The organism is Pontiella sulfatireligans (genome assembly GCF_900890705.1).
GTDB classification, from domain to species: domain Bacteria; phylum Verrucomicrobiota; class Kiritimatiellia; order Kiritimatiellales; family Pontiellaceae; genus Pontiella; species Pontiella sulfatireligans.
On sequence record NZ_CAAHFH010000001.1, the window covers coordinates 3,041,046 to 3,053,475 of the forward strand.

At 56.1% G+C, this 12,430-nt stretch carries 13 protein-coding genes; 3 read left to right on the forward strand and 10 right to left on the reverse strand.

The genetic code is table 11. The annotated features are described in order from the left end of the window. Window positions 1–60: 60 nt before the first annotated feature. Window positions 61–684 carry a type II secretion system protein gene (locus SCARR_RS10470; RefSeq protein WP_222846259.1) on the reverse strand — a complete coding sequence of 208 codons (624 nt, stop codon included), beginning with the start codon at window positions 682–684 and terminating at the stop codon, window positions 61–63. A gap of 53 nt (window positions 685–737) precedes the next feature. On the opposite strand from SCARR_RS10470, the gene queA reads away from it, so the two are divergent. Next, window positions 738–1,856: a tRNA preQ1(34) S-adenosylmethionine ribosyltransferase-isomerase QueA gene (gene queA, locus SCARR_RS10475; protein WP_136061532.1), complete on the forward strand. Its 1,119-nt coding sequence runs from the start codon at window positions 738–740 to the stop codon at window positions 1,854–1,856. Between the two features lie 150 nt (window positions 1,857–2,006). After that, window positions 2,007–3,869 carry a molecular chaperone HtpG gene (gene htpG, locus SCARR_RS10480; protein ID WP_136061533.1) on the forward strand — a complete coding sequence of 621 codons (1,863 nt, stop codon included), beginning with the start codon at window positions 2,007–2,009 and terminating at the stop codon, window positions 3,867–3,869. Window positions 3,870–3,934: 65 nt separating this feature from the next. On the opposite strand, the gene SCARR_RS10485 is transcribed toward htpG, so the two are convergent. The 9 genes from SCARR_RS10485 to SCARR_RS10525 form a co-directional block, all read right to left on the reverse strand. Beyond that, window positions 3,935–4,405: an RES family NAD+ phosphorylase gene (locus SCARR_RS10485; RefSeq protein WP_136061534.1), complete on the reverse strand. Its 471-nt coding sequence runs from the start codon at window positions 4,403–4,405 to the stop codon at window positions 3,935–3,937. Window positions 4,406–4,416: 11 nt separating this feature from the next. After that, window positions 4,417–4,881, reverse strand: a complete 465-nt coding sequence (parS, locus tag SCARR_RS10490) for a type II RES/Xre toxin-antitoxin system antitoxin (protein ID WP_136061535.1) — start codon at window positions 4,879–4,881, stop codon at window positions 4,417–4,419. A gap of 102 nt (window positions 4,882–4,983) precedes the next feature. Beyond that, the gene (gene recQ / locus SCARR_RS10495) at window positions 4,984–7,146 is read right to left on the reverse strand and encodes a DNA helicase RecQ (protein ID WP_136061536.1); all 2,163 of its coding nucleotides are present in this window, start codon (window positions 7,144–7,146) and stop codon (window positions 4,984–4,986) included. Beyond that, complete coding sequence (locus tag SCARR_RS10500) at window positions 7,143–7,532, reverse strand: type II toxin-antitoxin system VapC family toxin (RefSeq protein WP_136061537.1); 390 nt, start codon at window positions 7,530–7,532, stop codon at window positions 7,143–7,145. Before SCARR_RS10500 ends, recQ begins: the two co-directional genes overlap by 4 nt. Beyond that, on the reverse strand, window positions 7,532–7,780 hold the full coding sequence (locus tag SCARR_RS10505; protein WP_136061538.1) for a type II toxin-antitoxin system Phd/YefM family antitoxin: 249 nt from the start codon (window positions 7,778–7,780) through the stop codon (window positions 7,532–7,534). The genes SCARR_RS10500 and SCARR_RS10505 overlap by 1 nt, the downstream gene beginning before the upstream one ends. 128 nt (window positions 7,781–7,908) lie before the next feature. Then, window positions 7,909–8,565, reverse strand: a complete 657-nt coding sequence (locus SCARR_RS10510) for a lysophospholipid acyltransferase family protein (RefSeq protein ID WP_136061539.1) — start codon at window positions 8,563–8,565, stop codon at window positions 7,909–7,911. Continuing rightward, entirely contained in the window at window positions 8,565–9,227 is a 663-nt protein-coding gene (cmk, locus tag SCARR_RS10515; RefSeq protein ID WP_136061540.1) for a (d)CMP kinase, read from the reverse strand. The genes SCARR_RS10510 and cmk overlap by 1 nt, the downstream gene beginning before the upstream one ends. Before the next feature lie 109 nt (window positions 9,228–9,336). Continuing rightward, entirely contained in the window at window positions 9,337–10,641 is a 1,305-nt protein-coding gene (gene aroA / locus SCARR_RS10520) for a 3-phosphoshikimate 1-carboxyvinyltransferase (RefSeq protein WP_222846260.1), read from the reverse strand. Between the two features lie 84 nt (window positions 10,642–10,725). Next, window positions 10,726–11,607: a prephenate dehydrogenase gene (locus SCARR_RS10525; RefSeq protein ID WP_168433225.1), complete on the reverse strand. Its 882-nt coding sequence runs from the start codon at window positions 11,605–11,607 to the stop codon at window positions 10,726–10,728. A gap of 187 nt (window positions 11,608–11,794) precedes the next feature. On the opposite strand from SCARR_RS10525, the gene SCARR_RS10530 reads away from it, so the two are divergent. Then, a complete protein-coding gene (locus tag SCARR_RS10530) occupies window positions 11,795–12,406 on the forward strand; it encodes a superoxide dismutase (RefSeq protein WP_136061543.1) in 612 nt (203 codons plus the stop codon). Window positions 12,407–12,430 lie beyond the last annotated feature (24 nt).

Genomic DNA, 12,430 nt, shown 5'->3' on the forward strand with positions numbered 1-12,430 from the left:
CCAACAATGCTAGACCATGAAAAACAAAAAGGCTTACCTTGAGAGCAAGGTTGGTCTCCCTTAGGGCTCCATGACCTCAACACTGTCCAGAGCGTCCAGATTAAAAATGCTCTTGAAGTCCCCGCTCCCAATATCCCGCTGTTCAACGATAACGGCCTCGCCGTTCTTGGTGGCAAAGACAAACCCCTTTTCTCCGATCGGAATGTTGTCGTCGGAGAATGAATAATCGGAAACCTTCATGTTGTTCATGTATACGGCAGGGACATTCCCCGGGGTGCCGTCATTCAAGCTCAACAGAATGCACCAGGCGTTGCACTCCGCCCCGCTGGAAAGAAAATCATCCTGATCCTTGGCTGGGCGCATGCCCGGGCCGGCGAAAAAGGAATAGTCCACATCCAGATAGCCGTTCTGCACCAAGTAGTCCAAGAACTCGGTTGAGGACGCGGCGTTCTCATCCCCGGACTTTGGCCAACCGGACGAAAACCGCCCGCCGCTCTCCATTGCGGTAATCGCTTCGACGATCGATTTAGCGTGGTGGGCCTGCTGCGTCAGCTTCCCTTTCAGCCGCGCTTTGCCGATTTGCGGAGACACGAGCGTAAAAAGGATGCCGATTATGGCGATCACCACCATCAGCTCGATGAGCGTGAAAGCCTGTTTGCGGGTCGAAGTCATGGACAGTTTCATCTTTATTTCCCTCCGCAGCTGGGTATCCTTCTGCGATCTTTAAAAGCTATCAAATGAAAACCGACTTATTCAACTATGATCTGCCCCCGGAACTGATCGCCCAGCACCCGCCCGAACGGCGTGAGCTGGCGCGCATGATGGTGCTCCACCGCGATTCCGGATTAATTGAGCACAAGACGATCTCCGACATCATCGACTACCTATACGCCCCCGACGTGCTGGTGCTCAACAATACCAAAGTAATTCCCGCCCGCGTTTTCGGCCACAAGTCCGCCTCCGGCGGAAAAGTGGAACTACTGCTTCTCGAAGAAGTTACAGAACCCGAAGGATGTAGCCACGAACTTCTCGAAAAGAGCGCGTCTCTGTCGCAAAGCGCGCTCTCTTCGAGAAGCACGCACCACACTCAAACATGGAAGGTGCTAATGAAAACCTCGCGGCGCCCCAAGGTCGGCGACGAGCTGACGCTCTGCTCCGGCAAGGCCAAAGCCACAATGCTCTACGACGGCGAACAGGGCGAAGCCGTGCTCAAAATCGACTCCGACCGCCCGCTAATGGAAATCCTCGACGAAGAAGGCGTGCCCCCCTTGCCCCCCTATATTTCCCGCAAGGAGCAGACCGCCGAGCAAATTGACGAAGACAAAAAACGCTACCAAACCGTCTACGCTTCCGAGCCCGGCGCTGCCGCCGCCCCCACCGCTGGCCTACACTTTACCTCGGGAATCTTCCAAACCTTGGAAAACCAGGGCGTGAGCAAGGCCGAATTGACCCTGCACGTCGGCCTTGGCACCTTTCGCCCCGTCTCGGCGGAAATCATCACCGACCACAAAATGCACTACGAGCGCTATGCCGTCTCGGAAGAAGCGGCCAAAACCATCAGCAACGCCAAACAGGCCGGCGGGCGCGTCGTCGCCGTCGGCTCCACCAGCGTGCGGACCTTGGAATCGCTTCCAAGCATTGAAAAGGACGAGGGGTCCACCAACATTTTCATCTATCCGCCCTACGAATTCCAAAACGTCGATGCGATCCTCACCAACTTCCACCTGCCCAAATCGACACTTTTAATGATGATGTCCGCCTTTGCCGGACGCGAACTGATGCTCAAAGCCTACAAAACCGCCGTGCAGGAAAAATACCGCTTCTTCAGCTATGGCGACTGCATGCTGATTCTGTAGAAAAGCGTTCGCAGCCCCGCCTTTAGGCGGCTTCTGCGGAATGACCGCCTAAAGGCGGGACTACAAACCTTTTTTCAGGCTTGAACTACAACCTCCGCTGCCGTAATCCTATCGCCTGTTTTTGCTTAACGAAGTAACAAGGAGAGAAAAATGTCCGAACAAACCATGGAATTTAAGACCGAGCTGGCGCAGTTGCTCCACCTCATCACTCATTCGCTGTATTCCCACCGCGAGGTATTCCTGCGCGAGCTGATTTCCAACGCCTGCGACGCCATCGACAAGGTGCGCTTCGAAGGCCTTAATAACGACGAGCTGCTCGACGGCAATTCCGACTGGAAAATTTCGTTGCGCGCCGACAAGGAAGCCAAAACGCTGACCATTTCCGACAACGGCATCGGCATGTCGCGCGATCAGGTGATCGAAAACCTTGGCACCATTGCCCATTCCGGCACCAAGGCCTTTCTGGCGAAAGCCAAAGAAATGGACGTGCAGAACAACCCGGAATTGATCGGCCAGTTCGGTGTCGGCTTCTACGCCTCCTTCATGGTCGCCGATGATGTGACCGTCATCACCAAAGCCCACGGCGAAGATGCAATTCAGTGGGAGTCAAAAGGAACGGGCGAATTCACCCTGTCGGATTCCGACAAAGAAACGCGCGGCACCGAAATCATCCTGCACCTGAAAGAAGATGCCGCCGAATACCTCGACGAGTGGACCATCCGCTCCACCGTTAAAAAATTCTCCGACTTCCTCGAACATCCAGTTGTGCTCTTCACCACCGTGAAGGATGAAGAAACCGAAGTCGAAGAAGAGAAGGAAGAGCAAATCAACACCCAAAAGGCGATCTGGCTGCGCCCCAAGAACGAAATCACCGACGAAGAATACGGCGAATTCTACAAACACATTTCGCACGATATGAACAGCCCGGCTGAAACCATCCACTACAACGCCGAAGGCGCCATCGAGTTCAAGGCCCTGCTCTTCATCCCCGAAGCCAAGCCGTTCGACATGATGATGAACAACGACCCCAAGGCTCACCTGCACCTCTACGTCCAGCGCGTCTTCATCAGCAACGAGTTCGACAACCTGCTGCCGGGCTACCTCCGCTTCGTGAAGGGCGTGGTCGACTCCTCCGACCTGCCGCTTAACGTTTCCCGTGAAATTCTGCAGGAAAACCCGATGCTGGATAAAATCCGCAAGAACCTCGTCGGACGCATCCTCAAAACGCTGGCGCAGATGAAGAAAAAGGACTACGCCGAATTTTTGATCTTCCACGAAAACTTCAGCACCATCCTCAAGGAAGGCCTGCAGTCCGACTGGGAAAACAAGGAAAAGATTGCCGACTTGCTGCTGTTCGAATCGACCAGCAAGGACGCCGGTGAAAAAACCTGCTTTGCCGACTATGTTGAAAACATGGCCGAAGGTCAGGAAGAGATCCTCTACCTCGCCGGCGAAAACCGCGGCTCCATTGAAAACTCCCCCTACCTCGAATCCTTCAAGGCCGACGGGAAAGAAGTCCTGCTGATGATCGATCCGATCGACGACTTTGTCATTCCGCAGCTGATGGAATACAAGGGCAAGAAGCTCAAGGCCGTCAACAAGGGCGACATCGAAGAGGACAAGGAAAAGCTCAAGGACGAAGAAAAGCAGTTCGAAGGCTACATTGGCTTTGCCAAAGAGCTGCTCGAAGGCGTCAAGGAAGTCAAGCTGACCACCCGCCTCAAGGATTCCGCCGCCGTGCTCGTGGGCGATGAAATGTCCATGAGCCCGCACATCGAAGAAATGATGCGCCGCATGGGACAAGACGTTCCGAAAAAGGAAAGCGTGCTCGAGCTCAACCCGGAACACGCCGTCGTCAAAAAAGTGCAGGCCCTATACGACGCCGACCAAAAGGATCCGAAGGTCGAAACGTTGACCAAGCTGCTGCACGACCAGGCGGTCATCGCCTCCGGTGCCAAGCTCGACGATCCGGCCGGCTTCGCCGCCCGCATGAACGAAATGCTCGTCGATTAAGATGTCCAGACAGTGGAAATAAAAAAACCCCCGCTCTCACCGGCGGGGCTTTTTCGTAGTGAAGCTCAGGCCAGCCTTTCCAGCACCCTCGGATCAACCGGAAGATCGATGGGCTCGCCAACCTTAATCTGGCTGAACTCAGGATGGGCTGGATTCAACAGATAATTGGATTCGTTGGGAACGATGGCGCTGGGCACTCTTAGCGCGACAGTAGACAGTCTCTCCATCCAGCAGTTGCCAATGAACTGTGTGCAGGGTTGCGGCGGACTTGCGCTCCAGCCGTCCGGCAGTTTAGCCGGGTCGATGGATTGCAAAAGGCTGTCCGGGATATCGACGGGAATCGCTTTGTAGAGTTTCAGCGCCTCTTTGAATTCCAGATGGACAATGATTTCAAGCAACGCCAAGGAAAGCGATCCTGCCGTGTAGACCACGGCATGGCCTTCCGCATTCCACCGCCCGCCTGCCAGACGGGCACCCTGCCCGGAAAACGCGCTGTGCATATATTTCTTATGAACGAGCCTCCATGCCGTGGGCATCAGCCTCCCCCCTAATAAAAGACGCCGTGCTCAAGGCGGCGCAGCAGCTTTTCAACTTCCTGCGCCCCCGGCTCGGTATCGGCATAATTGAGAGGAGTAAGCCCGCCGTAGATTTCCTTGGGGCCGGCAAACCAGCGCCGTACCAGATCCGCATCCTCGAACAGGTTCAAGGCAATCTGGAACAGGCGCGCCAGACGGTACACCCGCTCGGACTCATCGATATCCAGCCGGCCGCTTTGCTTTCTCCTGCTAAGCGTCCGCATATTGATATTCAGCGTCTTGGCAAGTTCTACCGCGCTAACGCCGAATTCTTTGCGCAGCTTTTCAAAGCTGGCTGTGGGCAGTCCCTCCTTGATCCGGGCAATAACCTCTCCCCGGTTTTCCACAGTGCCAAAGATGGCCACTGGTTCTTCAACCATGAGGTCGGCGAACGCCTGCTCTTCAATCAACGGATAGGTGAATTGCTTTTCTTTCATAACCGCCTCCTGTCATATGTCTTTTTGTATACGACAGATGTCCAACCTCAACAAGCTTATTTTCCCAGAAGTTCTACAAAAAAAGGAGGCAACGGCGTCTGCCTAACTCTTTGTTTGCATAAAGGCGCGGACGAGCCGGAGATCGGCATAGGATACTTTGTTGCCGGAAGCTTCTATGATGGAGCGCATCGAGGCGCCGGAAAGGCGGTTGAACAGCTCCTCACACAGCATTCGTTGGTCGGGTTCCATCAAGCGGTCAATGTCCAGGCCCTTGCCCTGCCCTTCCTCCAGCAGGCTTTCAATGTGCATGCTGACCGTGCCCTCAGAAAGACCTCGAAGTTCGGAAATCGCCTCCATCGAAAAGCCCTCTTGAGCCATTTTCAGGGTTTCTTTAACGGTCTGGCCGGTCTTCTTTTTGCGCGTCTTCTTGACCGTGAGCGGCACCTTCAGCAGGGACCGTTTTTCCGCCTCTTCGGGATGCATGTGCTTGAACATCTCGATGATGGTCATGAACGTGTCGCCGTATTTTTCGAGTTTGGCGGCGCCAACTCCGGAAATGCTTCCCATTTGTTCGGGCGTGTCCGGGAAATAGAGCGCCATTTCGCGCAACGTGCGGTCGGAGAAAATGACAAACGGCGGCACGCCCTCTTCTTGCGCCAGACGCTTCCGTTCAGCGCGCAGCTGCTCAAAGAGCTTCTGCGAATAGTCGCCAGACATGCCGGCCATCGCCTTCTTCTTGCCTTCTTTCTGACGGATCACTTCAAAATTCTTTTTGCCCATCAGCACCCGCTGCCCCTTAGGCGTGAGCTCCAGCGCAGAATACTGCTCCGCATTCTGGACGATGCAGTCCTGCGCCAGCAAATCGTCGATCACGCGCCTCCAGTATTTTTTATCCTCATCCTTCCCGGCGCCGTAGGTCTTGAGCTGGTCGTGCCCTAGCTGGCGAATCTTCTGTGTTTTGGCGCCGACCACAATATCGGCAATGTGTACCGCGCCGAACTTTTGGCCCGAGCGGTAGATGGCCGACATGATTTTCTGCGCCGGCACCGTGGCATCGACGCATTCCACATCGCCCATGCAAACGTCGCACGTTTTGCAGTTCTCTTTTTCGTAGGTCTCGCCGAAATAGCCGAGAATGCTTTTGCGCCGGCAAACGTTGGCCTCGGCGAAACGAACCATCTGAAACAGCTGCTGCTCGGCAATCTTTCGCTCGTTGGGGTCTTCAGTCTGCTCGATGAAATAGCGGATGCGGACCATGTCGCTGCGGTTGAAGTAAAGCCGGCAGTGCGCCGGCTCGCCATCGCGCCCGGCCCGGCCGGTTTCCTGATAATAGCCTTCCATGTTTTTGGGAAGATCGCCGTGCAGCACAAACCGCACGTTGGACTTGTCGATCCCCATGCCGAACGCAATCGTGGCGACGACCACTTGGACTTGATCGCGGTTGAAGGATTCCTGGTTTTCTTTGCGCTGTTTCGGGGTCAGCCCAGCGTGGTAGGCCAGCGCCTGAATGCCCTGCTCCTGCAAAAACTCGGCGGTGGACTCGACGCTCTTGCGCGTGATGCGGTAGATGATGCCCGACTCGCCTTCATGCTCACGCAAAAACTGAAGGATCTGCAGGTCGAGATCGGATTTGGGCACCACCTGATAAAACAGGTTGGGCCGGTCGAACGAAGCCCGAGTCAAATGCGGGTTGCGCAGGCCGAGCTTATTAACGATGTCGTCCGAAACCTGGTGCGTGGCCGTGGCCGTGAACGCCGCCACCGCCGACTTCGGGAAATGCTTAACAATGTTGGCGAGCGAAAGATAGTCCGGCCGGAAATCGTGCCCCCACTCCGAAATGCAGTGCGCCTCGTCGATCGCAAAAAAGGACACCTTCGCCCGCTTGAGCGTGGTGATAAAGTCCGGCATGGCGAAGCGCTCGGGCGAGACATAAAGCAGATCCAGCTGGTGGTTTTCCATGGCCTGTAAAACGCGGAAGCGGTCTTTCGGCGCCAGTGAGCTATTCAAAAACTCCGCATCCAAACCGTTGGCCTTGGCGGCGTCGACCTGATCCTTCATCAGCGAAATGAGCGGACTGATGACCACGCACAGCCCGTCGAGCATATACGCCGGAAGCTGATAACAAAGCGACTTGCCCCCGCCCGTCGGCATCACCGCAAAGACATCGCGTTGCTGCAGAATCGCGGAAACAATCTCCTCCTGGTTCGGGCGGAATTCCCGGAACCCGAATATCCGGTGCAGCGCGTCATGCATCGATTCGCTCATTCCCACACCGCCTTCACTTTTGGATAGGTTGGAATGGTACGGTCCTTCGTCAGAATGGTCATGCCAAACTTTTGTGCGGTGGCAATGATGATCCGGTCGAACGGGTCGCGGTGGATCGGCGGGAGCTGGGTGGAGGCCAAGGCAATTTCGACATCAATTGGAACCTCGTGGATCCCGAAACACGCTAGGTTTTCATCCAGAAATTCTTTGCACGAACGCGGAATTGAAACTTTTCCACGGCTGACAAGAAGCCCTATTTCAGTGGCGGTAATTGACGAAATAAACAAGCCGTCAGACTCGTCGTCCATCAATTGGAGAAGTTTTACCGGCAATAGATCGCGCCTCATGCAAAGCCAAATGAAAGTGTGCGTATCCAGCAAGAGCATTAGCGGTATTCCTCGGGCCACAGATCTTCGGTTGACTCCAGCGGGTCGCACAGATAACCACCCTTGCCGTCATATTCCGGCAAAGGATCTGGAAGCTTCTTTTTTTTCTCCGCCTTCCGGTGCACCACAATGTCGACCACCGGCTTGTTGTTTTTGCAAATGGTGTAGGGCTCGCCCGTCTCCTGAACCTGCTTGATCAGCTCTGAAAGATGCGTCTTCGCTTCGTAAATATTTACTTTTTTCTTCATATCCAACCTCCGACAGCATAATGGTTGGTCAAGTTGGTCAAGTCAATGGCGTATTGCGTATTGCGTGCAATCTTCAGGGACTCATTCCAGAGAGTCAATACGAAGTACGCAATACGCAATACGCAGTACTATTTCTTCCCGTTCTTCAGATCCGCAATGCGTTGCATGATCAGCGCGGCGTGCGCATCGTAGGCCTCGCGTCCGGAACCCAACGCCTGAAAATCTTCCTGCGTGATGGGCTTTCCGTAAGTAATGGTCACTTTGGTCGGCCGGATGAATTTGGTGCCCTTCGGATGCGCCTTGTAGGTGCCGTCAATATATGCGGGAACAACGACGCATCCGGATTTTTCAATAATGAATCCGATGCCGCCCTTGGCTTCCTGCAACTCGCCGTCCTCCGTACGCGTTCCTTCTGGGAACATGGAGACCGCCTTCCCCTCCTTCAACGCCTTGATGGTCAACTTCAGCGCCTTGATGTCGCCGGTGCCGCGCGAAACGGGAATGCAGCCCACCTTGTCCATCCACCACTTGCCGAACTTGGAATTCCAGAGCGTGTTGCGTGCCATGAAATGAATCGGCCGTCCGCGATATCCAACGCCGGCCACGGGCGGATCAAGAAAACTCGCATGGTTCGAGGCCAGCAGCACGCCGCCCTTGGCGGGAATATTTTCCACGCCCCGGATGCTGAGCCGGTTCCACAGCAGCAAAAACAATTTAAACACGCGGGTGGACGCCTGGTACACCCGCATATCGGCCATGACTTCGTGTTTAATCGGATCGATCATTATTCTCCCCTAACGGAATCCACAACGGTTTGAATCACTTCTTCAAGCGTCATCAACGTGCTGTCGATCACCTGTGCGCCCGGCGCAACCACCAGCGGATCGGTCTTGCGGGTTGAGTCGATCTTATCGCGCTTCTTGAGGCTGTCCATCACTTCGTGCGCCTTTTCGTCTTCGCCAGCGGCAACGAGCTCGCGATAGCGGCGCATCGCGCGCTCCTCCGGATCGGCGTCGAGATAGAATTTATAAGGCGAGTCCGGGAACACCACAGTTCCAATATCGCGCCCCTCCATCACCAACGAACCAAAGTTTTCCAAGGATTGGAGGCTTTCGACCACAAACTTGCGGACCTCGGGAATCGCCGCCACATGGGCCACCGATTCGCGCACATCCTTTTCGCGGAGCTCTTGCACAGGAACGTCGCCATCCACCGAAAAGATTGCTGCGCCGTCCTGCACAAAAAAATCCCAATCGGCCGCGTGCATCGCATCCAGCACCGCCGCTGCATCCGTTGCATCGACGCCCTTGCGGATCGCCTGCCAAGTCACGCCGCGATAGAGCGCCCCGGAATCCACATACATGAATCCGAGTTCAGCGGCCACGCCCTTCGACACCGATGACTTCCCCGAAGCCGAAGGCCCGTCTATAGCAATTGCTTTTCCCATTCTCTCTCTCCAATCAAAAAATTTATAAACACCCGCTCGCGGGCTCGCTTAAGACTCGAAGGCCACAAAGGAAATCCTTCTTAGAGTCCTTTGCGCCTTCGTGTTTAAATTATTCCACCCGTCCGCCGAGCTGCTCCATGTGCTGCCAGAATTCGGGATACGAGGTGTCCACGCACCCTACATTGTCGATGGTGAGCGGTCCGTCGCTAAAGCTGTTCAGCACCGCCATCGACATGGCAATGCGGTGGTCGCCGTGGCTGTCGATCACGACATTCGGCGTTTTCAACGTTGCCGGGCCCGTCACAATCATGCCGTCGTCCTTTTCCTCCACCTCGACGCCGAACAGGCGCAGGTTCTTGACCATCTCGGCAATGCGGTCCGACTCCTTTACACGCAGCTCGGCGGCATCGCGGATTTCTGTTTGACCTACGGCCAGCGCCCCGGCCACCGAAATAATCGGAAGCTCGTCAATCAGGTTCGGAATTTCGTCGCCATCGATTACCGTGCCCTTCAGTTTAGCGCCACGGACCTTGATGGTGCCGTAGGGGTCGCCCTTCTCCTCCGTCACCGTTACTTCGATGTCCGCGCCCATGCGCTTCATCACATCCAGCAGCGCCGTGCGCCGCGGATTGAGGCCGACGTTATCAATCAGCAGTTCGGCCCCCGGACGGCAGGCAGCGGCAACGATCCAAAAGGCGGCCGACGAAAAATCGCCCGGCACCACAAAGTCGCGCGCCTTGAAGCGCGGCCCAGACCGGCCATAGCCTTCGATGGAAATTTCAAGCCCGTTGATTTCGATCGGAATATCCAAAGCCTGGAAAAGTTTTTCAGTATGGTCGCGCGTCGGCCGCGGTTCCACCACCGTCGTTTTACCCTCGGCAAACAAACCGGCCAGCAAAACACACGACTTGACCTGCGCCGAGGCCATCGGCAGCAGATAGCCCGTGCCCTTCAGGTTGCCGCCGCAAATCATCATCGGCAGCGTGCCCCGCTTGCCGGTCAGTCCAATGCGTGCGCCCATCAGTTCGAGCGGATGGCGAATCCGGCCCATCGGGCGCGACGACAGCGAGTCGTCGCCGACCATTGAAGCTTCGATCCCCGCGCCGGCCACAATACCGGCCAGCAGGCGCGTGCCGGTTCCCGAGTTGCCCATACTGAGCGGCTCGTCCGGTTGCTGAAGCTCGCCGGCCACGCCGGTGATGTAGAGCGCATCGTCGCGGAACTCCGCCTTGGCGCCCATTTGCTCCATCGCCGCTAGCGTGCTGCGCGCATCCTCGCCGTTGAGGTAGCCGGTCACCTTCGAAGTGCCCTCGGCCAGCGAGGCCAGCATGGCCACACGCTGCGAAATGCTCTTGTCGCCCGGAACCTTTACGGTGCCACCGAATGCTGCTGGAAATACTTTTTTGCTACTCATATCTATTGAAACACTCGCTTCGCTGAAGACTCTAAGAACACCAAGAAATCCCTGCTTCGTGTCCTTTGTGCCTTCGTGTTGAATTTATTTTTTCAAGAACCTGTTCAGTTTGAGGATTTCGTTGCGGTCGCCGGCGGCGCCTTCGAGCCAGTTGCGGATATCGTCGCCGTTGCCGCTGCGCAGGATTTGAATGAGCCCCTGCAGCTCTTCGTTAAAACGGTCCAGCTCGGCTTCGAGCGCCGCGCGATTGGTGTCGATGATGTCGACCCACATGTCGGCCGATCCGGAAGCGACGCGGGTGGTATCCCTGAAGCCGGTTCCGCAAAAGTCGGCCTTGTTCGCCGAATCGCCGTCGGCGACGGAACGCGCCAGCGCGGCGGCCACCATATGCGGCAGATGGCTGGTCGAGGCCAGCATGGCGTCGTGCACTTCGGGCGACATTTCAACCACTTCGGAACCGGCGCTTTTCCAAAGACTGGAAACCGCCTGCTCCGCCTCGGCCGGCGTGTCGGCCGATGGGCATACCACTGTGAGGCGGCCTTCGTAGAGATCAGGATCGCCCGCCTCGATGCCGGTTTTTTCCGAACCGGCAATGGGATGCGAGCCCACAAAACAAGCTTCGGAGGCGGCGAAGAGCGGCCCCATGGTTTTGAGCAGCTCGGACTTGGTGCTGCCGACGTCGGTGACGACCGCGCCGGGTTTCAAAGCGCCGACAATCTGCTCCGCCAGCTTGGCAATGGTCCAGATCGGTACGCATACCACAACAATGTCCGCATCGCGCACCGCCTCGGCCGGATCGGCGAACACCTCGTCTGCCACACCGGATTCCAACGCTTGGAGACGGGTTTCTTCGCGCCGGGCATAACCGAGAATACGTCCGGTAAAGCCCCGCTTTTTCAGACCTAGCGCCAGCGAAGCCCCCATGAGGCCGTATCCCAATATTGCTATGTTCTGCGGTTTATCCATATCCATTCCAATCGTCGAAAAAGTCGCGCCATTCTCCAAGGATTGGAAATTAATTCAACCTAAAACCCCCATCCCTGTTCAAAACGGCTTCTATATAATACTATATTTGTACTATTATAATTTGACTTCACCCGGAGCCGTTCCAATATGACGCCAATTAAAATAAAAATTCCACAGGAGGTTTATCATGGCATATGAGTTACCGGCACTGCCCTACGCCTACGATGCGTTGGAGCCCTACATCGATGCGCGTACGATGGAGATCCATCATACGAAGCACCACCAAGCCTACATCAACAACGTGAACGCCGCGCTGGAAGGCACCGGTCTCGAAGGATTGTCGCCCTGCGAACTGTGCGCCCGCTTGGACGAAGTTCCCGAAGCCAAGCGCACCGCGGTGCGCAACAACGGCGGCGGACATGCAAACCATTCCTTCTTCTGGGAAATCATGGGAGCAGCCGGAAGCCAACCTTCGGCGGAGCTTGCGGGCGCGATCAATGATTCGTTCGGCGGCATGGCCGGCTTCAAGGATCAGTTCAGCAAAGCGGCCGCCACGCGCTTCGGTTCGGGCTGGGCCTGGCTCTGCAAACACGACGGCGGCAAGTTGAGCGTCTGCTCCACCCCGAACCAGGACAATCCGCTGATGAAGGATGTGTCCTGTGACGGCCTCCCGATTCTCGGACTGGACGTGTGGGAGCACGCCTATTACCTGCACTACCAAAACCGACGCCCCGACTACATTGCCGCATTTTTCAACGTGGTCAACTGGGACAAGGTTTCAGAGTTCTACGCGAGGTAGAAATGACCAGGGACGGGCCCCGCC

Excerpts from the sequence above, each read along its gene's own strand:
- queA (WP_136061532.1), top strand. The coding sequence starts at position 738 with ATGAAAACCGACTTATTCAACTATGATCTGCCCCCGGAACTGATCGCC.
- recQ (WP_136061536.1), bottom strand. The coding sequence starts at position 7,146 with ATGAGCGAATCGATGCATGACGCGCTGCACCGGATATTCGGGTTCCGG.
- SCARR_RS10485 (WP_136061534.1), bottom strand. The coding sequence starts at position 4,405 with ATGCCCACGGCATGGAGGCTCGTTCATAAGAAATATATGCACAGCGCG.
- SCARR_RS10505 (WP_136061538.1), bottom strand. The coding sequence starts at position 7,780 with ATGAAGAAAAAAGTAAATATTTACGAAGCGAAGACGCATCTTTCAGAG.
- aroA (WP_222846260.1), bottom strand. The coding sequence starts at position 10,641 with ATGAGTAGCAAAAAAGTATTTCCAGCAGCATTCGGTGGCACCGTAAAG.
- SCARR_RS10470 (WP_222846259.1), bottom strand. The coding sequence starts at position 684 with ATGAAACTGTCCATGACTTCGACCCGCAAACAGGCTTTCACGCTCATC.
- cmk (WP_136061540.1), bottom strand. The coding sequence starts at position 9,227 with ATGGGAAAAGCAATTGCTATAGACGGGCCTTCGGCTTCGGGGAAGTCA.
- SCARR_RS10525 (WP_168433225.1), bottom strand. The coding sequence starts at position 11,607 with ATGGATAAACCGCAGAACATAGCAATATTGGGATACGGCCTCATGGGG.
- SCARR_RS10510 (WP_136061539.1), bottom strand. The coding sequence starts at position 8,565 with ATGATCGATCCGATTAAACACGAAGTCATGGCCGATATGCGGGTGTAC.
- parS (WP_136061535.1), bottom strand. The coding sequence starts at position 4,881 with ATGAAAGAAAAGCAATTCACCTATCCGTTGATTGAAGAGCAGGCGTTC.
- SCARR_RS10530 (WP_136061543.1), top strand. The coding sequence starts at position 11,795 with ATGGCATATGAGTTACCGGCACTGCCCTACGCCTACGATGCGTTGGAG.
- SCARR_RS10500 (WP_136061537.1), bottom strand. The coding sequence starts at position 7,532 with ATGCTCTTGCTGGATACGCACACTTTCATTTGGCTTTGCATGAGGCGC.
- htpG (WP_136061533.1), top strand. The coding sequence starts at position 2,007 with ATGTCCGAACAAACCATGGAATTTAAGACCGAGCTGGCGCAGTTGCTC.